The organism is Flavobacterium xylosi (assembly GCF_042787345.1).
Taxonomy (GTDB): Bacteria; Bacteroidota; Bacteroidia; order Flavobacteriales; family Flavobacteriaceae; genus Flavobacterium; species Flavobacterium xylosi.
The window spans coordinates 25,129-46,307 of sequence record NZ_JBHZPZ010000001.1; the positions used below are offsets into that span (position 1 = coordinate 25,129).

Sequence of the window (21,179 nt, forward strand, 5' to 3'; positions counted from 1 at the left end):
TCTAGCATCAATCAATATGGATGGCTAAAATTGGAATATCAAAATTTGTCGCCATTTTTTTGGTGAAACTAGGTTTGAATAATCCTTCAAAAAAACCTCTTTTATAGGTAAGCATAGTCAATACATCAATTTCTTTGTACAAAATAAAATCTAATATAGTTTCTTTTACTTCATTACTATTAATAACAAAAAACTCTATTGGTTCTTGCATAAACTCTGTTTCCCATTTATCTATTGTCTCTTTTGAGACATCAGATTCGTTTGTTTTAACGTAAAGACATTTTACTTTAGCTTTTGTTTTTTTAGCAATATCCAAAACTGTTTTAAGTGCTTTTTTGTCTTTAGGTCTGAAACGGGTTGTAAACCCAATCGTTTCAATTTTTTTGAATTTTGCTTCTAATGGGACACATAACATCGGAACATCAATATTTGATATTGCAGAACCTGTATTTGTACCTAAGAAAAAGGATTCCCAACCAGTGGCACCGGAAGTACCCATTATTACAAAATCAATTTTATCTTCTTTGATGGCTCTTTTTATATTAAATAGTAAATCACCATCCATAAGTCGGTGAGACATTTTTATTTTGTCCAGATTCCGTTCTTCTGCTATTGCTCGAAGCTTTGGAATCTCCTCTTTAAACATATTAAATTGGGACAGTTCCAATGAATCATAAATTACTGCATAATTTTCGGGAAAAAACTGATTATCAAATACCGGCAATTCAAATGTATGCAACAAAATGAGTTCGCCATGAACTATTTTTGCAAACTCTAAAGCATGTACAAAAGCATTATTGGCAACTTCAGAAAAGTCTGTTGGAAATAAAATTTTTTTCATTTTAGCAAGTATATTTAATTAGTTCTTCTATCAAAGGTAAACGTAATGTTAAATATTTAACATTATAATTATCAATTATTTACGTAATATTTTTAAAAAATATACAAAAATTGTCTCACCTCTTTTCATATAAATTTTAAAAAATAAAAAGAGTAATACAATTGAATTAATTTTTATTCAGGAATGGCAAGAATAGGAATATTAACATGAAAAGCTAATTTTTTTGAAAGACTAACCTGGAATAATTTTTTAAAAAAATTCTTATGATAAACATGCATAGTGATCATGTTAATTTTATTCAAATCAATGAATTCTAGAATAATACCTTCAACATCATTATTGCTAATGGTATGCAAGGTAATATCTTGGTCCTTGCTTATTTTTTGCCATTCTTCTTTAAAAACATCATTATCAATTTGATGAGGCGATTTTACATGCAAGCAATCTATGTGTGCGTCAAATACAGTTGCAAATTCAATTACTTTTTTTAGCACTTTGATATCTTCATAGTTATATTTGGTAAGAAAAAGTATTTTTTTTATTTGCTGATATTTGCATTTTTCCGGTATAGCAAACACTATTGCTTTAGTATCATTCATCACTTTTGTAGTTGCAGTTCCTAAAAAAGTTTCTTTCAGGCTAGTAGCACCTTTTGTTCCCATAACAACATAATCAATATCTTCCTCTTTAGTAATCTTCAAGATTTTATCAATTAAATTACCCTGATCTAAAACATTACTTATTTTGATATGTTCTAAATTGTTTTGTTCCGCAATTCTCCGTAAAAAAGGAATTTGATCTTTGTAATTCTCAAAATTACCTAACGCCACAATATCATAAATTTCATTCAAACCGTTCGTGTCATTACTATAATCCACTTGAGGTAAATTATAAACATGCAAAGTAATGATTTCCCCTTTTATGCTATCGGCTAATTTTAATGCATAGATGAATGCATTTATTGAAGCTTCTGAAAAGTCCGTTGGATATAGAATTTTTTTCATGATATTCATTAATAAATGATTAAGAATTATTCACATAAATTTACAAAAAATAAACAAATTAATGAAGTAATTATCTGATATACTTATTTCCAATTAAAATTAAAGTTAATGGTTTTATAAGTGGGTCTTGCTGTCCTATAAGTTTTACTTACTTTTGCATAAAATTCAATACAATATGATACCTCATGATTCCATAGTAGCATTAGCAACTCCTTCGGGAGCTGGAGCAATAGCCGTAATTCGGATTTCTGGTGAAGATGCAATTATTATTGGTAATACCGTTTTTCGCTCTATTAAAAATAAAGATTTAACCACACAAAAAACACATACTTTACACCTGGGTCATATTATTGATGACACAAAAACCCTGGACGAAGTACTGGTTTCTATATTCAAAGGTCCGAATTCCTATACCGGCGAAAATACTATTGAGATTTCTTGTCATGGTTCTACCTACATACAACAGCAAATTATTCAGTTATTGCTTAGAAAAGGATGCCGTATGGCCGATCCAGGTGAATTTACATTAAGAGCCTTTCTAAACGGCAAACTTGATTTATCTCAAGCCGAAGCGGTTGCCGATTTAATTTCCTCCGACAACGAAGCCTCACATCAAATTGCCATGCAACAAATGCGTGGTGGTTTCTCTAACGAAATTGCCAAATTGCGTGAAGAACTGTTGAACTTTGCTTCGCTGATAGAACTCGAATTGGACTTCGCCGAAGAAGATGTGGAATTTGCCGACAGAACTCAATTTCATGAATTATTAAACAGAATCGAATTTGTCTTGAAACGCTTAATCGATTCATTCGCGGTAGGAAACGTGATCAAAAATGGAATTCCCGTAGCGATTGTAGGCGAACCAAACGTGGGGAAATCGACGCTTTTGAATGCTTTATTAAACGAAGAACGCGCCATCGTTTCGGAAATTGCCGGAACGACACGCGACACGATTGAAGACGAATTAGTGATTGGAGGAATTGGATTTAGATTCATAGATACCGCAGGAATCCGTGAAACCGAAGATGTTGTGGAAAGCATTGGGATCCGAAAAACCTTCGAAAAGATTGAACAGGCGCAAGTTGTAGTTTTTCTTTTTGACAGTTCAGAGTTTAAAGTATATGGCTTAAAGTTGAAAGTGGAACTTGAGAAAATTAAAAATCAGTTTCCATTAAAGCCTTTAGTTATAATTGGTAACAAAGCCGATAAATTAACGGAAATTGAAATTCAAAATCTGAAAACAGAGATTCCTGAAGTTTTGCTTTTATCAGCCAAAGAAAAAACAAACGTTGATGATCTTAAAAATCAATTGCTGTCTTTTGTAAATACCGGTGCTTTGCGAAACAATGAGACAATTGTGACCAATACAAGACATTACGACTCTCTCCTAAAAGCATTAAATGAAATTCAAAATGTAAAATATGGACTAGAAACTAACCTGTCCAGCGACCTAATGGCACTCGATATTAAAGAGGCTTTGTATCAATTTGGGATGATAACCGGGCAAGTAACCAATGACGAGTTGCTTGGAAATATATTTGCTAATTTCTGTATCGGAAAATAAATCAACTTTACATAACTAAACATACTTCAATATAACTCAAGCAATCCCTTTATTTTAAAGGGATTTTTTATTTTTAAAAAATTTTGATTTAGTTATTCAAAGGCATATATTTCTTTTTTTTGTACCGATATTGTACCTCGTTAAAAAAAAATATTATATTTGAATAGAATTAGTAAAAATTATGTCCCTTATTTCTACTTAATTATCTTTAAAGAGTTTTAATGCTTTATATTTCATCTGAAAAATGAGTTCAAATTTAAGTGTAAATAGAGTTTGTGAATATTGCAAAAATCAGTTCGTAGCTAAGACTACAAAAACTAGATTTTGCTCTCCGACCTGTAATAGTAGAAACAACAAATTGCTTATTCGAAATTTAAAAATTGAGAAAAGCAATTCAGAAAATCAATCAATTACAAAAAGTGAGCCTCTTGCAAAAATTGAAGCAATAAAAAGCAAAGACTTTTTAACCGTAAAAGACGCTTCTCAATTATTAAATATTTCCACAAAGACTCTTTACAGATTGATCGATAGAAAAGAAATCAATTCATTTAATTTTTCGGCTAGAAAAACACTAATCCGAAGGAAAGATATTGACACCTATTTTGACAATAATTTGAAAGAAATTCAAAGAAGTATTGAAAATCCAGAAATTGACATTAATCTTGACAATTCCTATACTATTCAAGAAGCACAAGAAAAATACAACATATCTAGTGGAGCATTATATAATCTCATCATTAGGTTCAAAATACCTAAAAAAAAACAAGGCAAATATACTCTTGTAAAAAAAAATGATATTGATTCGATTTTCAATTAAAAACAAAATAAATGGCAAATGTTTCACTCCGCAAAAAAGCTCTAGCAAACAATAAATCAAGTTTGTATTTAGACTACTTCCCTCCCATTGTTAATCCAAAAACAGGAAAAGAATCTAGGAGGGAATTTCTAGGCCTTCAAGTTTTTGAAAAACCTAAAGATGAAATCGAAAAAGCACATAATAAATCCACTTTAGAATATGCGGATTTATTACGAGCTAAAAGATTGACTCAGATCAGAGACAAAAAGTACGGATTCAAAGAAAATATAACCTATAACGTTGATTTTATTGAATTTTACACTTCTGTAGTCGAGGAGTATTATAACAATGGAACTAAATCTAACCATTCAAGCTGGAATGCCTCCTTGAATTACTTTAAAGCATTTGCAGGAACCTCTTTAAAGTCTCATTTTCTAAATGCAAGTCACGTAAAAAAATATCGAATTTTTCTACTTACGACAAATAATTTGAGAAATAAAAAGCCAAATAAACTTTCCATAAATACGGCATCATCTTATTATAAAAATTTTATTATAGTACTTAAAAAAGCCTATAAAGAAAAAATAATAGAACATAATCTTGCGGAAGATGCTGAATTTATAAAGGAGGAAGAAACCTATCGTGAATACTTATCTGAAAAGGAGTTGGAGATTTTGTGGAATACTGATTGTGACTTTCCAAAATTAAAACATATGGCGTTTTTATCCACTCTTACAGGTTTAAGATTTATTGATGTAATAACATTACCGTTTTGTAATGTTTATTCCGATATTCACCAAGGTAATTATATAAAAGTAAGAGAACAAAAAACTGGTAACTTGTTTAATCACCCAATATCCGAAAATGTCCTAAATATCATAAACTTGCAACCAAAAGAGAATGAATTTGTATTTGGGGATGCAAAATATACCGAAATTACACGCCCATTAAAAAAATGGCTAAGTGATGCTGGCATAACAAAGAAAATTACTTTCCATAACTTTAGACACACTTATGCTACCTTGCAATTAGCTAATGGAACTGACATATACACGGTATCCAAACTTCTGGGACATAAAAACGTTTCAACTACCCAGATTTACACAAAAGTAATAGACCAAAACAAAATAGTTGCTGCTAACCGAATAAACTTAAAATTAGATGGAATATAAAAAATATTATGAATATAGCTATAATAAAATTTTTAATATTGGGCAAAGAAAAATATTGGAAACATTAATAAATTCAAAGGCGAAATCATTAGTATTTTATCTGAATTTGAATATTATTGAACATACTCAAAATTTATTAATTTCAAAAAAAAGTAATATCCGATTATTTGATTCATTAAATGAGTTAGACACAATATTTGCAAATAAGTTTTATGAATACACCGAGAACAATACAGAATTAACTCTGAAAAACCATATCTATCCAGCATATAAAAAAATAGAGAATGATCAATTACCTCTTAATTATTCTTTTGATAAATTTTTGAGTGATTTTGGAGCTTTAAAAGGTTTAATTGACGTTGTTAAAAATTATAAAAATAATTTGGATCAATATAATAAAATGTATGATAAAAATAATTTTAGAAATTTTAAAATACCAAAAGACAATATAATATTCCAAAGCAAATCTAAAAACAAGTTAGTTCAAGATAATAATAAAAGTCAAGAATTGAAGGATCAAGTAAATGGTGAAGATAATAACTTGAATGGGGAAGAAAAAGCCTATTTATTTCATATAATGTGTACTGCTTTAACTGAGGAAAATGAAGAGAAAAATGAAAACTCTATTTTTAATTTACCATTTACTGAATTAATTCGATTAAATACGATAATAGATTTTAAAGACAAATATTGCTTTGGGAAAAATTTTAGAGATTCAAATAATTACAAAATTTTGACAAAAGGTATTAATCATTTTGAAAAAACAGAAAGGATTACTTTTCTTTCAACTTTAGTTACTAATATAAAAAATTATCAACTTCCTAAAACAACAAAATATATCAATACAATCCTCTACAAAGAGCATTATAAAAGTAAAAATATGAAAATGAAGTAAAAACAAAACATAATACAACAAAGCTCTTTCCTTATAAAAGTCCTGATAAACCTAATTGATGTTTTTAAAAAACATTAATTAGGTTTTATTTTTTTTATGAAAAAGCTCTGCTATGGCATATTTTATTGAGTTTGTTAAAATAATTAAATCCATACCTCAAACCACATAAATATCCACACGGTATATTTCCCAATTTTGAAATATGGAAAACAATCAATTTTATATGATCACAGAAGCAGGAATAAAAGTACTGACTGATCAGATTACAGAAAAAATTTTACAGGCAATCAATTTCTCAAAAACTTCTGATGAGGATGCCTTCTTAAACATCGACGAAGCAGCTAAACTTATCGATCTAGCTAAAACAAGCGTCTATGGTTTAGTTCACAAAAACAAAATTCCTTATCACAAGAAATCAAAACGACTTTATTTCCTTAAATCTGAAATATTGGATTGGGTTAAAAGCGGTAAACAGGAATCTAAATCTGAACTTGAAATCAGAGCCAACGAGTACTTATCTAAAAATCGATTGTTTTAATCGTCAATCTAACGTAAAAATCACGAACAATGGAAAATTATTTATATAAATGCCAGTATTGTGGCAAAGAATACAAGCCTAATAGACGACAAAAACAAAAGTATTGCAGCAACAGTTGTAGAACCCGAGCTTTTGTAATTAGAAAGATAAAAGGATTAAACTTACCCTCAACAGAAAATAAAAATATTGTAAAAAAAAAATCTGAAACGATGAGTTGGGCGGGAGTTGGAAATGCCACTGCTGGAACATTGGCGGTAAATATTGCTACAAGTCTTTTTACAAAGGAAGAAAATAAGCCGGCAACTAAAAAAGACATCAAAGAAGTTAAAAACCTTTTATTGACTCGTTATCATTCAATAAATAATGTCCCCGATAAACCTGATGGCTCTAGACCATTCTACGATTTACAAACTCAAAATATTGTTTACTTAAAAAAACCAACGAACTATGGAATTAAATAACCTCAAAGATATTAAAGACAATATCGAAGGCATAGTTTTGTCTAAAAGAGAAACTTCTAAAAAACTACTCAATGAGATAATAGATTCCTTTCCTCTCCAAATAAAGACTCTAATTGAGCAAAATTTTGAACATAAAAGGATTCCAAAAGAATATCTATTTAGTTCTATTCTTTTTGCTTTCAGCAACGCTGGTGGTCTAGCTTATTCGTTAACCAGTATGAATTACACTAATTATCCCAATTTGTTTTTGGTAATTATAGGAAGTCGTGGCGACACAAAATCAGCTCCGATGGATATTGCAACAAACCCACTTAATTATTATGATAATGAAAGATACAATGAATACAGAGTTGCTTGTGACCAAGAAAATGACCCAAACAATAAGCCAATTAGAAAACGATTATTGATACAAAATGCTTCTATTGAATCAATGAAATACGAACACAGTAAAAATCCCTATTCAATCGGAATTTACTATGACGAGTTTATGTATGTCTTTGATAAAATGTCAAATAGCAAAAGTCCTGACGGTGCTGATTTAAGATCATTTCTACTTTCTTGTTTTAATAATGGTTTTATTGATATTTCGAGAAGAACAACAGATAACTTTAGAATGGAACAGACCTTTGTAACCTTGCTCGGATCGGTTCAAACTCAATTTACATCAAAACTTTTTGCAAATGGAAATCTGGAAAGTGGTTTGATAGATCGCATATTGTTTACTCCAAAATTGACCTCTAACCCAAAATTGAGTAAAGTTAAAATTAATAAAAGTGTTCTTGATTCGTACAATATTCTTATAAATAATCTACTATCAAGTCGTAACGAAACCGAAAATTTTTCAGAAGTAAAAAGCATAGAATTAAAATTACAACAAGAAGCCGAGCAAAAAATATATGACTATACCCAAAAGTTAATTGATCTACAAGAAAAATCAGATGAAATCATCAAAGCCTATCTTGCAAAACTGATGATTTATGTACATAAATTAACTTTACTTGTCCATTTAATCAATAACTCTCAAAACTCTAATTTCGAATCATCTATTGAACCCAAAAGTGTCGATATAGCAATCAAAATTTGTGGATTTTATTTTAACAATTTTCAAATCATTTTAGAAGAAAATTGTAAATCTGAAGAGAAAAAAATTAATGTCGATGATATGATTAAAATGGCAATGAAAAACAATGGTCAACAAAAAGATGTAGTTGCTATTACAGGGCTAAATAAATCTACAATTTCAAGAAGATGGGGTGATATTTTGAGCAACCAGCAACTTGCAACAAGCACCAAAAACATTGAAACCTCTAATGAAAATAACCCTTAACAGTGCTTTAATAAGCGATTGCAGGTTGCAGGTTGCATTTTACATTCATCAATTATGTTACATAAGATAGAACAAAAACTAAAATTTAACCCCAAAAGAAATTTTAACCTAACAACACCTTGTTGCAATAGAAAAAATAAAGATGGTAAATTTTCTACTTATATTGGTCTGCCTGACATTTACGGTTATTGTCATTCCTGCGGAAAAACAACCCTACCTCCTACTATATTTATAGATGAAAATGGTGTTGAATATATGTGGAATGAAATTCAAAATAAATTTGAAACCTTTGCAAAACCTTTGCAAAATTTTTGCAAAAACATTGCAAAAACGTTGCAAAACCCTGAAATGATGGCAAAAGCCCCCAAATATATTCCAGAAAGTATTGTTTGGGAGTACTATGCTACAAAACCAGAAAACAATCTTTTGCAATATCTTTTTAAAGTCTATGACAAAACAAAAGTTGAAGATGCTAAAGAGACATATCTTATAGGAACTAGCAAAGATGGTGGAACAGTGTTTTGGAATGTCAATACGGATTTAAAAGTTCAAAAAGCAAAAATTTCTTTTTATGATGAAAATGGAAAAAGAACAAATAAGTTTAGGGTTCCCTATAAAAATGAAGATGGATATTTTGCCTGTCTTTTTGGAGAACATCTTATTTATGATAAAATCAAAGGAAAAAAGACCATTATACTCGTTGAAAGCGAGAAAACTGCAATTGTAGGGTATATTCATTTTCCCGAATATATTTGGATTGCCTATGGAGGAATCAATGGGCTTACCGTAAACAAACTGAAGCCCTTAATTGGCCATACTGTATTAATTATCCCCGATATAAGTGAAAATGCAGTGAATGTGATTTATGACAAAATTCCCCTTCTAATTTCAATGGGAATCAATACTAAAGTATGGGATATGACTGATGGTAAAACAGACGAACAATTGAAAACCGAAGGAATTTATAATAATGATTTGGAAGATGTGTTTAGGGAATTCTCGCTAAACACATCAGAATCAAACTAAATTTTTAAAATCATAATCACTCAAAAAGTCATCTTCTTTTCTAATTAATGGATCATACCAATCAACTTTGTCTTTTGCCCAAACAATCCAGTTACCAAGTTCCTCATCTAATGAATTATTGGCCAAAGCATTTTCCTCAACTGTTTTGATATAATAACGAAGTTTAGCTGTCTTATCTAGTCTTTCAGCATTAGAAAGTAATTGTTTGAAATTTGATAGTTCTTTTTGTCTACGTTCCTGAAATATTTTTTTTATGGCCTCCTCTTTTACTTGTTTTATTTGACGGATTCGGCGTTCTTCTTGCCATTCATTTTCCTCTTTTGCATCAAGTTCCATCTTAGCAACAATTTTAGATATAAGATCTTCTATTTGAAATGTTTTACCATCTCTACATTCTAAATGCTTATAACCGTCTCCTACTTTAATAATAAATTCACCAGTAGGAACATAGTCATAATTGTAATTCTCTCTTGTTGAACTTACCCTCCTTGTTGCTTCTCTCAGATATAAACTTATTTCAATGCCATCAATAAGCGCTACGGTTCCATAACCATATTTCCCTTTTTTTATAGAATGACCTCTATGTTTTAATAACTTAATTAGAGTATCAAAAAATCTCAAAGCACGATCAAGGTTGTTTTTTTCCACATATATTGGTAAAATGTCATTGTTCTGCTCATAATTTTCATTCTTACTTTTTTTATCCCAATACTGTTTCGTTTGAAGCACTAATATATCAGGTTTAACGAGTTTTTCAGGAACAAGTATAGGTGCTTTTGGATCATTTTGGATTTCTTTTGTTAATAGCATTAAAGGAGTAGGTTCAGGTATAATTTTAGTAATAATTTCAAATTTATTTTTAAGAATCTCAACTGTGTCCTCACCTGTATAATTTTCAGGAAGCTCTGTAATACGCAATGGTCTATCATATCTTACACTTAACCAATGAGAATAATCAGGTAAAGGTATTTGCATTTGTTCACAAGCCTTTCTTATTCCAAAACCTGTTATACCATATTTCTTTGTAATAAACCCAAAAGTGCTTTCCCAAACTAAATCATAGAGCTCTGCTCGAGTAAATGTTACTTTTTCCATATCTAATTTTCATATTTTATAAAAAATATTGTTTCTATAAAAGTAATTAAACTGCAATAACTTAAAAAAGTATGGTCAGGAAATTTCAGAATAATGTTTAGACATCCACTTACTACAGCCTAAATATGAGGTGTATTAAAAAATTGTAAAAATTCAATCTAAGTTTTTTAAGCTGCTGGTTTGAATGATATAACATGATCAACAATGGACTACTACTTTTAAAAATCAAAATAAATCACTGCTTTACGGTTTTCCTCAATTTCAATATATTTTAATAAATTAAATTTGGTCTTATGATAATGAACATAAATATTTCAAGCTATGATTAAATATGACGATTACGAGCGCAATCACGTAATATTACCTGGTCGTGAAAAAGAATTAGATAGATTTATTAACAGCAAATTTAAAGGTATTAATCACAAATCAAAAAACAGTATAAGTTCTAATAGCGAAGATGATTTGACTTGGTCTTGTTTTGATATTATTTCACAACTTCCAGATTTAAAAAAAATAGTTGCTTTAGATGAAATACTAGAACATTCTTTCTGTGGTAATGATATGAATCAAAAAATGCCATTTTCATTTAGTAAGGAAGATGTTATTGATATCGAAGTTGGCAAAGTTTATAAAGGACATTCAATCAAAGAAGAAACAGAAGTTGATGCAAGCATTGAAACATCGAATAAAATTATTTTTTTTGAAGCAAAATTGTATAGCTCTATAAGTTTAAAGGATGATTCTAAAGAGTATGACCAAATTGCAAAAAAAATAAGAGTTGGTTTAGATTATGCCAATACCTCCAAAGAAAAAAAGGAATTCTATTTTATTTTTTTGGATATTGCTCCACGAGATATATTATATAAATTCTCGGATGAAGAGAAAAGTAAAAAGAATGCTATGAAATTGCCAACAAAGAAATGGAAAAGTGTTTGGTGGTTTAATCGGTATAAAAACGGTTGGAAAGGTAGTTCAAAACCATTAGAGGAAATTTTATTTGGAATCACTACATCTCAATCTGTAAAAAGCATATCAGAAAATATGGGTTGGCTAACTTGGTTTGATTTATTCAAAATTACGATGAGGAGTATGATAAAATAACAATTAAAAAATACTATTTTTGGAAAATAGCATAGTTAATAAATTTCCAATCTACATATGAAATTAGAAGTTCAGATCAAAGACAACAAAATATTTGCGCCATTACTAAATAAATGGTTGGTATTAAAACCAGAAGAAAATGTAAGACAAGAATACATTTGCAGATTGTTAGATACTTATGGATTCAATTTGGAACAAATGGATCAGGAAGTGAAAGTTAATAATTCGCAACGTGGTCAGGGTCGTGCTATGGCAGATATTGTTATTTGGAGAAATACAAAAGACAAGTCTGAACATAAAAGTCCGATAATTGTTGTTGAATGTAAAGCAGAACATATTACCGTTCGTGAAGAAGATTATTTTCAAGGTTATAATTATGCTTCTTGGGCTGGTGCCGATTTTTTTGTTACAACTAATTTAAAAGAAACCCGAATTTTCAAGGTCGTAAAGGGAAACATACCCAAAAAACTGGAAGAGATTGTTGATATACCAAAAGTTGATATTGTAAATAATGATAAGAAAATATCAGAATTATTAAAACAAACAAAAGCTTTTACTAGAGATGAATTCTCTAAACTATTATTTAAATGCCATAATATTATTAGAAATAATGACAAGCTTTCACCTGAAGCAGCATTTGACGAAATAAGTAAAATTTTGTTTATCAAGATTAGATATGAAAGGTCTAACTCTGGAGCACAAATTTTTTCAAAAGAAGAATTTAAAAAAGCCAAAGACTATGACGATAAATATAGAGCTTTAACAGATCCTCCATTTTATCAAAAACTATTTAATCAAACCAAAGAAGATTTTAAAGACGATGATTTATTTGAACCATCAGAAATAATACGGATTAGAGAAAATAGCTTTGAAGCTATTGTAGAAGAATTACAAATTTATAATCTTTCTACAACTAGTGATGATGTTAAAGGAATTGCATTTGAGCAATTTTTAGGAAGAACTTTTAGAGGAGAGCTTGGACAGTTTTTTACACCAAGAACCGTGGTTGATTTTATGGTAAACGTTCTTGATCCCGAAGAAGGAGAAGTTTTGTGCGATCCTTGTTGTGGCAGTGGTGGTTTCTTGATTAAAGCTTTTGAATATGTAAGAGCAAAAATAGAACAAGAGATTCATGAAGAAAAAGAGCGTATCAAATTGCTTTATTTTGATGATGCTTTCGAGAAAATGAAGGAAGCCGACAAAGAGAAAGTAGATGAAACCGTAAATGATTTATTTACAAAACTCAATGCTGAATTAGATATAAACAATCCCGACAGTCGTTTACGAGTATTGAGTTATGATTGCATTTTTGGTACTGATGCTAATCCTCGAATGAGCAGAACAGCCAAAATGAATATGATTATGCACGGTGACGGTCACGGTGGAGTACATCATAACGATGGTTTATTGAACGTAAACGGAATATTTGAAAATCGTTTTGATGTTATATTAACCAATCCTCCATTTGGATCCAGAGTAGAAAAATCATTAAAGATTACCGAAGCCGATAAATACACCGATGAAGTAAGAATTGCAAAATACCTCAAACGATATGGCCCAGCTTACGAAATTGCATTACGACAAATTAATGATAACATCAACAAACCTTTATTGAGTTTATACAAAACAGGGAAATTGAGTTCACTTACCGAAGTGTTATTCATTGAGCGTTGTTTGAATTTATTAAAACCAGGTGGCAGAATGGGAATTGTTTTACCTGAAGGCGTTTTAAACAATACCAACTTGCAAAAGATTAGAGATTTTGTAGAAAGCAAAGCAAAAATTCTACTTATAACTTCTATACCTCAAGATGTATTTATTGCAAGTGGAGCAACAGTAAAACCAAGTTTATTATTCTTTAAAAAATTTGCAGAAGCAGAAGTAAAAGAATATAAATCAGTTCAAACAAAAGCAAAAGCAGCTATCGAAGATATATATAAAAACGAGCTACAAGTAATTAAATCAAAACTAGCCATAAAGGGTAAAGAAGCACTTTCTAAAGAGGACAGGAAAGAGCTTCAAGCCAAAGAAAAGCAAATAGACCAAACCATAGAAAATGAAATAAAAGCTAAAATCAAGCAACTTTTTGATTACGAAATACCAATTGCCGAAGTAGAAAAAGCAGGAATTAGCACCACTGGTTCGGTAATAGAAAATGAGTTAGTTCCATTAGAGGAAGAATTTACAGCGTATAGAATTGCTAACAAATTATGGGTTAATGAAACCAAAGAAATAAAATACCAAATAAACGATGATATTATTGGTAGAGTACGAATTGTAGATGGTATGGTAAGCGAACCCGAAATGTTTTATGGTAAATAGTCAAACAATCAAATATTTAAAAATAGTTCCATTTTCTCAATTTTCTTTGTGGGATACAAAACGCTATACTTCAAAATTAATTAGTTCCAATTATTCAATAGTAAAATTAGGAACTTGTATTGTAGAGCAAAGTAAAAAATATAAAATATTTGAACAGAAAGAGGTCGATTTTGGAATTTTAGGAGTAAACAACAAAAAGGGAATTTTTGATGCTTACACTCAAAAAGGAGCCGAAATAAATCAGCCATATAAAAAAATGCAAACTGGTTGGTTAGCATACAATCCATACAGAATAAATGTTGGATCTATTGGTATAAAATTAGAGGAACATCAAAATGAGTATATAAGCCCTGCTTATGTGGTTTTTAGTTGTAAAGAAAATTTGTTGCCAGAGTTTTTATTTTTTCTTTTCAAAACCAATACTTTCAATAATGTTATAAAAGAGAGCACAACAGGTTCTGTAAGACAAAATCTAACATTTGAAACATTAAAAAATTTAGAAATACCATTACCCTCAATAGAAGAACAAACAAGAATCGTAGCAGCTTATAATGCTAAATTACAGTCGGCTCAAGTGCAAGTTTTACAATCTAAACAATTAGAAATTGATATAGAAAAGTATTTGTTTGAACAGTTAGGAATTATTGAAGCTGATAAAGTTAAAGCAAAAACAAAAAAAGCATTTCAAATCATTAAATTTTCAGAAACCCAAAGATGGGATGCCCTTTTTTTACTTGGAAATTTACCAACTTTTGTTTCAAAATATGAACTTGTCAAGTTTTCAGATATTATTAAATATTTCAATAAAGGAGAAAACGGTAAAACCATTAGAATAGATAGCCCAAAATTTCCAAATGATGATTTCCGATATGTTGGTATGGAACATATAGAAAAAGTTACGGGCATTTTATTAGATATGCCAGAAGTAAAGGGAAAAGAAATAAAAAGCCAAACTTTACGAATACCTAAAAACTTTTTTATTTATGGTAAATTAAGACCATATCTGAATAAATATTGGATAAATGATACTGACTTTGATAATATAATTTGCTCGTCAGAATTCTTTGTTTTTGACACTATTGACTCGTTAGACAAGTTGTTTTTTAAATATGTACTTTCCTCAAAAATCATTCAAAACCAAATAAGTGATAAAACAAGTGGCGCAAGAATGCCAAGAATAAACGAGGATATATTTTTTAATCTACAATTTCCATTGCCTTCAAATGAAAAACAAAAAGAAATATCAATTTATATAAATTCAATTAAAGAAGATATTAAGAAATTAGATGTTCTTTCAATGCAAAACAAGCAAAAAGCAATATTAGTATTTGAAAAAGCAATATTTAATTAGAAAGAATTGATGACTGATTTAGAGTATTTAGAATTAAAGTCTAACAAAGAAATTTTAGCAGAGCTTTTTAGAAGTTTAATTTCTTATGCGGGTGTAAATAGATTATTACCGGAAGAAGAATTTAATAAAGAGCTTCAAAAAACATTACAATTTGAACACAGTGATAATTCTTTTTTACTCGAAAGCTGTGCTGATCTAATTGAAGATACTGATTATGCAATACAAGAGTTTCTCAAAAATGGCTTACAAACAAACCCAAACAGTCAAGGAGAATTATATTTAAGATTATACGGGATTTTAAATGCCATATATCTTCAAATAAATACAATTATTGAATTAGTAGAAATCTTCAAAATACCTAATAAAAAAGAGATAGTATCTAAATTTAAGGATTTGAATATTTACAAATTGAGAAATATGGTTGGCTCACATACAGTGAATTATACTATTGACAATTCCAAAAAATCAAACAAAGATAATACTGATTTTTTTAGAGTAGCTCAAACCTCAATTGATAAATGGAGTACAAATTTATTAGTAGTATCTCAAAAAACCGAATGTTATAATTTTGATTTAAAACATTCGGTCCTAGATTATATTGAAGTTTCGGATAAAGTTTTACTGGATATTTGCAACAAGGTTGAACCAAAATTATTTCCAAAAAGAAAAGATTTGAATGAATGGATGATGTTTAGATTAGTACATGTTAGAAATAAAATCAATTAAGTTAGAATTATGAAAATTACGTCACTCTACATTGAAGGGTATAAAATGTTTGACCCTTATATAACAATTAATTTTAACAAAGAAATTAATGTTTTAATTGGTGTAAATGGTTCTGGTAAATCAACTGTTTATGAAGTTATAGCAAAGATTTTTTCAGATACTAAAAAATATTGTGAATTAGGTAGATCATTAGAACGTGATTTTAATTTTCAAATTAACTACACAATTGTAAAACAAATACTTAAGGAAAAGGATAATAATGTAATTGCAAGTATTCATTATGTTATATTGTCGACTTCCGGTATTGGCGGAACTTATTCAATGTCTGTTGATGATGAGCCTGTTACTGATATTAAAGAAATGACGACTTATTTACCTGATAATTTAGTCTTTTATTATTCAGGATTTTGTCAAACATTGCAAAGTATTGTCAAGGAAACGGAAAGGAAACAAGCAGATTTTTTTAGAGGTATTAGAAGCGAAAGTGGTATTGCAAAAGTATATGATTATTTTTCTAAATTAATAATTTACATTAAACCCAATCACTTCTCTTTATTATTTTTATTGAATTATATAAATGAGAAAAATTTCTCAATACCACTTCAAGACACGAAATATAACTTTAATCACATATCCTTAAAATTTAAAAAACCAGATGGTTTTAAAAATCAAAACCCATTAGAGTTATTCGGTTTTACTGGCTTTTTAAGGTTGTTTATAGATAATTTATTAGGGTATTCAAATCCTATTGAACTAGATATGGAAGATAATTTACCATTCATAAAGGTGGATAATGATATCAGTTTTATTGGTGCAATTCAAGATATTCCTAATTTACCTGATGAATTTATGTATGATAGAAATAGATATTTTCTATTTCATATTATTAATCTAATGTTTGAAATCGGCATCCTTGATGAAATATTTATTTCTGTTAAAGAAATTGAAAGTGGTAAAATTATTTTCATTGAAGATTTAAGTGAAGGAGAACAACAATTGATAACTGTTAGTTCAATAAAGAAAAATTTATTAAAAGGAAATTCACTTTTAATAATGGACGAACCCGATGCTTTTTTACATCCACAAAGACAGAGAGAGTTAATACCGTATCTTGAGAAAATTAACTCCGAAAGCCATCATCAAATGTTAATAGCTACACATAGCCCTTTTATTGCTCAATCAGTACATATAAATCAAATATTACTTTTTGATAAAGGGAAAGTAAATTATTTCGACACTAATATATTAGATTTTAAAGCAGTTGCAAACTCCTTATTTGGTGTTAATGAAAGATTTAATACTGATATTGAAGAAAAATTAAATGAGTTTAAAGAATATAGGGAATTAATATTAAACAATAACCAAATTGATACAAATGAGTTTAAAAAAGTAATTTCTCAACTTGAAGATTTTGGTGAAGAAACAAGAGTATTAGTAGCTAGAGAATTATCTCAATTGGAACGATTAAAAGATTTTAAATTAGATGAATAGTTTTGTTAGGAATGCTCCACCAAACTGCTTGACTAACATAATTGCAGGAGAGCAAATTTTCATAAGAAAAGGCAGAAGTTGGAAAAATGAATATGAGCTAAATGGTAATGCAAATAATTTTAGTTGGGGTACATTTGAATATCAATCTAGAGCAAGGTTAATAGTTAATCAGTTAAGTTTAGTTAGTATAAGTCATTGTTTTTATTGTGATGCTAAATGGGTTCAATATGGACATATTAAGCCAGAAATTGACCATTATTGTCCAAAAACAAAGAGACCTTTTAAAGCATATTATTATCCTAATTTGTTTTTAAGTTGTGGTAGTTGTAATGGTTACAAGGGTAATAAATTTAGTCGAAACCTTTTGAAATTTGACAGTCCAAATTATAGTTTTGATGATTATTTCTTCATTGATTTTGAAAGCGGTAAAATAAGAGTTAGAACTGATATTCCTATAGAAAATAGATATTCCGCAAGATATACTCTTACAGTTTTAGGTATCAATAAAGATGCAAGACCAGAAACAAGATTAGAGGAACTAGCGAATTTTGAAAGTGCTGCCAATAAGGAATTACAGAGATACAATTTTAGATATTTTTTAGAGCGATGTTAAAAATAAATGTAATATAAATCAATGACCAAAATAAAAAAATGTTCTATAATCTTTTTTTTGGCAAAATCAATCGTTTGTTTATGCTTTCAAAAGATGGACTTAAAAAATAATTTTTTAAACCATGCATTTTAGAACTTGAAAATCAATTATTTACTTATTATAAAGAATGAAACAAAAAACAATTATTCAAGTTTGGGGTAAGGCTGGTAGTGGTAAAACAACCACTATCAAAATAATCCGTCACGAATTAGAGAAAAAGTACGTTAATACTATTCATAAATATAGTTTGCCTTTACCTAAAGGTGAAATTTTCGAAATATTTACTTGCAATGGGCTTCAAATAGGAATTTCAAGTATGGGGGATGATCTAAATGATTTTCTAGAAAATCATTTAGATCAATGTTTTGATAAATGTTCAATAATTATCGCTGCAAGTAGAGTTTATAATAATGTGGATAAATTCCTGAGAGAAGAAGCTATAAAAAATGATTTCAGACTAATAAAAGCAACCAATTATAGAATACAATCAACTGAAATTGAGCGTAACGAATTCAATCAGGCCTCTGCAATTCATATCGTTGATTTAATTAGCCAAATAATGAATAGTACTATATGAAAATAATTAATTTAAAGATTAACGGATATAAAAATCTTGAAGCCGAACTTATTCACAGTTCTGATATAATCGCTTTCATCGGTAGTAATGGTAGTGGTAAAAGTAATTTATTGGAAGCTATAAGCCATATTTTCAGAAGTCTTTTTGTTAGCAAATATACTATAAATTTTGATTATTTTATTGAATACGAAACTTCCAAAAAGAATAGAATTATAATTGAAAAAAAAGGAAAAACAAGAACCTTTTTATTGGATGATAAACCTGTTAGTGATTTGTCAAATTATTTACCTCAAAAAGTTATTGCTATTTATAGTGGAGAGGAAGCTCGTTTGTTTGATGAGTGTTTTGGTCCATTTTATTTAGAATTTGTAAATAACATCAACAAAGCTCAAACTCAAGGTACTGAATATTCAGAATTACCAAAAATGCTATTTTTAAACAAATTCTATTGGAATATTTCATTACTTAGTCTATTGATTTCAACATCTAAGGATAATAAAGATTTTGTAAAAAATGTTTTGAAAATAGATAAGGTAAATAAAATAAAAATTGATTTTATTAAAAAAAATTACGAAAAATACAATGACAATAAGGCTTTAAGGCTCGTACGTGATATTGATGTAAAAGCCGAATATGAATTAGAAGAATTTAGAACTTTACTTTCAGAAAAAGGATACATCGCTGATGATTTATATAAATATTTATATTTGGCATATTCTCCAAAAGACTCTAAAATAATCAATGATATTGTTATTGAATTTAATGATTTTTTAACGGTTGCTGATTTTAGTGAAGGTGAAAAAAAATTACTACTTATCAAGGGAGCTTTAGAATTTGCAGGACAAGAGGATAGCATTTTTATACTTGACGAACCTGATTCGCATATACATATCAATAATAAGGAGCAAATTACTAAAAGTTTTGAGCCGTATCAACACAATCGCCAAATAATTATTACCACCCATTCCCCAACGCTCACACAGTGCATGAAAGATGAAAACGTATACATGCTTAATAGTGGTAAAATTGAGGATAAAAATCGTCAAGACATAATACAAGGTGTGGCAGGCGATTTTTGGAATAAGCATCAACAAAATTCTTTTCTCTCTTCAAAAAAACCTATAATATTGTTAGTTGAAGGCAAACACGACAAATTACATATTGTAAACGCTTATAACAAATTGAGTGATGAATATCCTACTTTGAATTTTGACATATTTTCATTAGGTGGTGAAAGTAAAATTCATCCTTTTATGAACGGATTGTATGAGGCTAATATTCAAAATGATGTAATCTATATCGGTATTTATGATAATGATAATGCAGGAACCACAACATTAAATAAAGCGGGTTTTGAACCCGATAGTAATAATTACGGGTACAGAAAGCTTAAAAAAGACAAGACAGAGCACAATCACTTTTTTGCTTTTCCACTTATAAAACCTGTCGGTTTCACAAAGGATTGTACTATAGAAAATATGTTTGTTCCAGAGAAATACGAAGAAGCTTTCAAAGAAGCACTCAACAAATCTATTGGCCACTTTTCTAATAAATCAATTGAGGATATAAACAAGGATATTAAAGAAAATTCTAAAAACGTATTAGCTGATAATTCAAAAAACTTTGATAAGGAAGATTTTGTACATTTTAGAAAAATATTTGATTTAATAAAGTCGATAAAAGCTTTTACTACTCCAAATCCAGTTGGTAAAGTTGTAATTCCGGAAGTTATACTAATCAAAGAGGATCGAAGAGAAGTTGAAGTTGAAGTTGAAGTTGAAGTTGAAGAGGTTGAAAAAAAGACGGAAAATTCACCAATCGTAAAAGAGGTAATACTATTCCAGAATATAAAAAAAGGAAGCAGAACGGGAAGAACAGTTTCTGAAAATCAACATTTAAAAGGTAAAGAGGGCCCTATTAAAAGTATTTATAAATTATTGAAGGCCGAAATTCAAGATAAAAACTCGGACATTGAAATCATTCCCAAAGTAGAATATATTGCCTTTAAACTAAACGGGAAAAACGTATTTGATATTAAAATCCAGAAGAATAATATTAAACTATGGGTTAACAAAAAAAATAGAACTATGCCTGCAGTTTTATCTGATTTATTTGATGATGTTTCAAACAAAGGACATCACGGAAATGGTGATTTTGAAAAAACATTTACTAATGAAGCAGAAGTTAGAGCATTTATAGATTTTGATGCAATAAGTCAAATATTAAAATTATTATAAAGT

Annotated in this window: 19 protein-coding genes; 16 read left to right on the plus strand and 3 right to left on the minus strand. The window is 29.1% G+C overall.

The window, feature by feature from the left end:
• Positions 1 to 7: 7 nt before the first annotated feature.
• Positions 8 to 841 carry a universal stress protein gene (locus tag ACFX5E_RS00085; RefSeq protein WP_379853122.1) on the minus strand — a complete coding sequence of 278 codons (834 nt, stop codon included), beginning with the start codon at positions 839 to 841 and terminating at the stop codon, positions 8 to 10.
• A gap of 173 nt (positions 842 to 1,014) precedes the next feature.
• Positions 1,015 to 1,845: a universal stress protein gene (locus tag ACFX5E_RS00090; RefSeq protein WP_379853123.1), complete on the minus strand. Its 831-nt coding sequence runs from the start codon at positions 1,843 to 1,845 to the stop codon at positions 1,015 to 1,017.
• Positions 1,846 to 2,020: 175 nt separating this feature from the next.
• Between ACFX5E_RS00090 and mnmE the strand changes: the two genes are divergently transcribed.
• From mnmE to ACFX5E_RS00130, 8 genes are all read left to right on the plus strand, one after another.
• Positions 2,021 to 3,409, plus strand: a complete 1,389-nt coding sequence (gene mnmE, locus ACFX5E_RS00095; protein WP_379853124.1) for a tRNA uridine-5-carboxymethylaminomethyl(34) synthesis GTPase MnmE — start codon at positions 2,021 to 2,023, stop codon at positions 3,407 to 3,409.
• A 244-nt stretch (positions 3,410 to 3,653) separates the two neighbouring features.
• A complete protein-coding gene (locus tag ACFX5E_RS00100) occupies positions 3,654 to 4,226 on the plus strand; it encodes a helix-turn-helix domain-containing protein (protein WP_379853125.1) in 573 nt (190 codons plus the stop codon).
• An 11-nt stretch (positions 4,227 to 4,237) separates the two neighbouring features.
• On the plus strand, positions 4,238 to 5,377 hold the full coding sequence (locus ACFX5E_RS00105; protein WP_379853126.1) for a tyrosine-type recombinase/integrase: 1,140 nt from the start codon (positions 4,238 to 4,240) through the stop codon (positions 5,375 to 5,377).
• Positions 5,367 to 6,272: a hypothetical protein gene (locus ACFX5E_RS00110; RefSeq protein WP_379853127.1), complete on the plus strand. Its 906-nt coding sequence runs from the start codon at positions 5,367 to 5,369 to the stop codon at positions 6,270 to 6,272. Before ACFX5E_RS00105 ends, ACFX5E_RS00110 begins: the two co-directional genes overlap by 11 nt.
• A gap of 202 nt (positions 6,273 to 6,474) precedes the next feature.
• Entirely contained in the window at positions 6,475 to 6,810 is a 336-nt protein-coding gene (locus tag ACFX5E_RS00115) for a helix-turn-helix transcriptional regulator (protein WP_379853128.1), read from the plus strand.
• A 29-nt stretch (positions 6,811 to 6,839) separates the two neighbouring features.
• Positions 6,840 to 7,271 (plus strand): SprT family zinc-dependent metalloprotease, encoded by a 432-nt coding sequence (locus tag ACFX5E_RS00120; RefSeq protein ID WP_379853129.1) that lies wholly within the window; start codon positions 6,840 to 6,842, stop codon positions 7,269 to 7,271.
• Complete coding sequence (locus tag ACFX5E_RS00125) at positions 7,258 to 8,598, plus strand: DUF3987 domain-containing protein (protein WP_379853130.1); 1,341 nt, start codon at positions 7,258 to 7,260, stop codon at positions 8,596 to 8,598. Before ACFX5E_RS00120 ends, ACFX5E_RS00125 begins: the two co-directional genes overlap by 14 nt.
• A gap of 54 nt (positions 8,599 to 8,652) precedes the next feature.
• Positions 8,653 to 9,624 carry a DUF6371 domain-containing protein gene (locus tag ACFX5E_RS00130; RefSeq protein WP_379853131.1) on the plus strand — a complete coding sequence of 324 codons (972 nt, stop codon included), beginning with the start codon at positions 8,653 to 8,655 and terminating at the stop codon, positions 9,622 to 9,624.
• On the opposite strand, the gene ACFX5E_RS00135 is transcribed toward ACFX5E_RS00130, so the two are convergent.
• Positions 9,616 to 10,719 (minus strand): hypothetical protein, encoded by a 1,104-nt coding sequence (locus ACFX5E_RS00135; RefSeq protein ID WP_379853132.1) that lies wholly within the window; start codon positions 10,717 to 10,719, stop codon positions 9,616 to 9,618. The two genes, ACFX5E_RS00130 and ACFX5E_RS00135, sit on opposite strands and share 9 nt — an antisense overlap.
• 321 nt (positions 10,720 to 11,040) lie before the next feature.
• Between ACFX5E_RS00135 and ACFX5E_RS00140 the strand changes: the two genes are divergently transcribed.
• The 8 genes from ACFX5E_RS00140 (at position 11,041) to ACFX5E_RS00175 (ending at position 21,176) form a co-directional block, all read left to right on the plus strand.
• Positions 11,041 to 11,820 (plus strand): hypothetical protein, encoded by a 780-nt coding sequence (locus tag ACFX5E_RS00140; RefSeq protein WP_379853133.1) that lies wholly within the window; start codon positions 11,041 to 11,043, stop codon positions 11,818 to 11,820.
• A gap of 57 nt (positions 11,821 to 11,877) precedes the next feature.
• A complete protein-coding gene (locus ACFX5E_RS00145) occupies positions 11,878 to 14,142 on the plus strand; it encodes an N-6 DNA methylase (RefSeq protein ID WP_379853134.1) in 2,265 nt (754 codons plus the stop codon).
• Positions 14,132 to 15,493 carry a restriction endonuclease subunit S gene (locus ACFX5E_RS00150; RefSeq protein WP_379853135.1) on the plus strand — a complete coding sequence of 454 codons (1,362 nt, stop codon included), beginning with the start codon at positions 14,132 to 14,134 and terminating at the stop codon, positions 15,491 to 15,493. Before ACFX5E_RS00145 ends, ACFX5E_RS00150 begins: the two co-directional genes overlap by 11 nt.
• A gap of 9 nt (positions 15,494 to 15,502) precedes the next feature.
• A complete protein-coding gene (locus ACFX5E_RS00155) occupies positions 15,503 to 16,219 on the plus strand; it encodes a hypothetical protein (protein WP_379853136.1) in 717 nt (238 codons plus the stop codon).
• 9 nt (positions 16,220 to 16,228) lie between these two features.
• A complete protein-coding gene (locus tag ACFX5E_RS00160) occupies positions 16,229 to 17,710 on the plus strand; it encodes an AAA family ATPase (RefSeq protein ID WP_379853137.1) in 1,482 nt (493 codons plus the stop codon).
• On the plus strand, positions 17,703 to 18,323 hold the full coding sequence (locus ACFX5E_RS00165) for an HNH endonuclease family protein (protein ID WP_379853138.1): 621 nt from the start codon (positions 17,703 to 17,705) through the stop codon (positions 18,321 to 18,323). Before ACFX5E_RS00160 ends, ACFX5E_RS00165 begins: the two co-directional genes overlap by 8 nt.
• Before the next feature lie 166 nt (positions 18,324 to 18,489).
• The gene (locus ACFX5E_RS00170; RefSeq protein ID WP_379853139.1) at positions 18,490 to 18,939 is read left to right on the plus strand and encodes a P-loop NTPase family protein; all 450 of its coding nucleotides are present in this window, start codon (positions 18,490 to 18,492) and stop codon (positions 18,937 to 18,939) included.
• Positions 18,936 to 21,176, plus strand: coding sequence for an AAA family ATPase (locus tag ACFX5E_RS00175; protein WP_379853140.1), 2,241 nt, complete (start codon positions 18,936 to 18,938; stop codon positions 21,174 to 21,176). The genes ACFX5E_RS00170 and ACFX5E_RS00175 overlap by 4 nt, the downstream gene beginning before the upstream one ends.
• Positions 21,177 to 21,179: the final 3 nt, after the last annotated feature.

What these genes read in the sequence shown, in the direction of transcription:
- ACFX5E_RS00140 (WP_379853133.1), top strand. Translation starts at nt 11,041, where the DNA reads ATGATTAAATATGACGATTACGAGCGCAATCACGTAATATTACCTGGT.
- ACFX5E_RS00090 (WP_379853123.1), bottom strand. Translation starts at nt 1,845, where the DNA reads ATGAAAAAAATTCTATATCCAACGGACTTTTCAGAAGCTTCAATAAAT.
- ACFX5E_RS00115 (WP_379853128.1), top strand. Translation starts at nt 6,475, where the DNA reads ATGGAAAACAATCAATTTTATATGATCACAGAAGCAGGAATAAAAGTA.
- mnmE (WP_379853124.1), top strand. Translation starts at nt 2,021, where the DNA reads ATGATACCTCATGATTCCATAGTAGCATTAGCAACTCCTTCGGGAGCT.
- ACFX5E_RS00145 (WP_379853134.1), top strand. Translation starts at nt 11,878, where the DNA reads ATGAAATTAGAAGTTCAGATCAAAGACAACAAAATATTTGCGCCATTA.
- ACFX5E_RS00160 (WP_379853137.1), top strand. Translation starts at nt 16,229, where the DNA reads ATGAAAATTACGTCACTCTACATTGAAGGGTATAAAATGTTTGACCCT.
- ACFX5E_RS00085 (WP_379853122.1), bottom strand. Translation starts at nt 841, where the DNA reads ATGAAAAAAATTTTATTTCCAACAGACTTTTCTGAAGTTGCCAATAAT.
- ACFX5E_RS00105 (WP_379853126.1), top strand. Translation starts at nt 4,238, where the DNA reads ATGGCAAATGTTTCACTCCGCAAAAAAGCTCTAGCAAACAATAAATCA.
- ACFX5E_RS00155 (WP_379853136.1), top strand. Translation starts at nt 15,503, where the DNA reads ATGACTGATTTAGAGTATTTAGAATTAAAGTCTAACAAAGAAATTTTA.
- ACFX5E_RS00125 (WP_379853130.1), top strand. Translation starts at nt 7,258, where the DNA reads ATGGAATTAAATAACCTCAAAGATATTAAAGACAATATCGAAGGCATA.
- ACFX5E_RS00110 (WP_379853127.1), top strand. Translation starts at nt 5,367, where the DNA reads ATGGAATATAAAAAATATTATGAATATAGCTATAATAAAATTTTTAAT.
- ACFX5E_RS00170 (WP_379853139.1), top strand. Translation starts at nt 18,490, where the DNA reads ATGAAACAAAAAACAATTATTCAAGTTTGGGGTAAGGCTGGTAGTGGT.
- ACFX5E_RS00150 (WP_379853135.1), top strand. Translation starts at nt 14,132, where the DNA reads ATGGTAAATAGTCAAACAATCAAATATTTAAAAATAGTTCCATTTTCT.
- ACFX5E_RS00165 (WP_379853138.1), top strand. Translation starts at nt 17,703, where the DNA reads ATGAATAGTTTTGTTAGGAATGCTCCACCAAACTGCTTGACTAACATA.
- ACFX5E_RS00100 (WP_379853125.1), top strand. Translation starts at nt 3,654, where the DNA reads ATGAGTTCAAATTTAAGTGTAAATAGAGTTTGTGAATATTGCAAAAAT.
- ACFX5E_RS00120 (WP_379853129.1), top strand. Translation starts at nt 6,840, where the DNA reads ATGGAAAATTATTTATATAAATGCCAGTATTGTGGCAAAGAATACAAG.
- ACFX5E_RS00135 (WP_379853132.1), bottom strand. Translation starts at nt 10,719, where the DNA reads ATGGAAAAAGTAACATTTACTCGAGCAGAGCTCTATGATTTAGTTTGG.
- ACFX5E_RS00130 (WP_379853131.1), top strand. Translation starts at nt 8,653, where the DNA reads ATGTTACATAAGATAGAACAAAAACTAAAATTTAACCCCAAAAGAAAT.
- ACFX5E_RS00175 (WP_379853140.1), top strand. Translation starts at nt 18,936, where the DNA reads ATGAAAATAATTAATTTAAAGATTAACGGATATAAAAATCTTGAAGCC.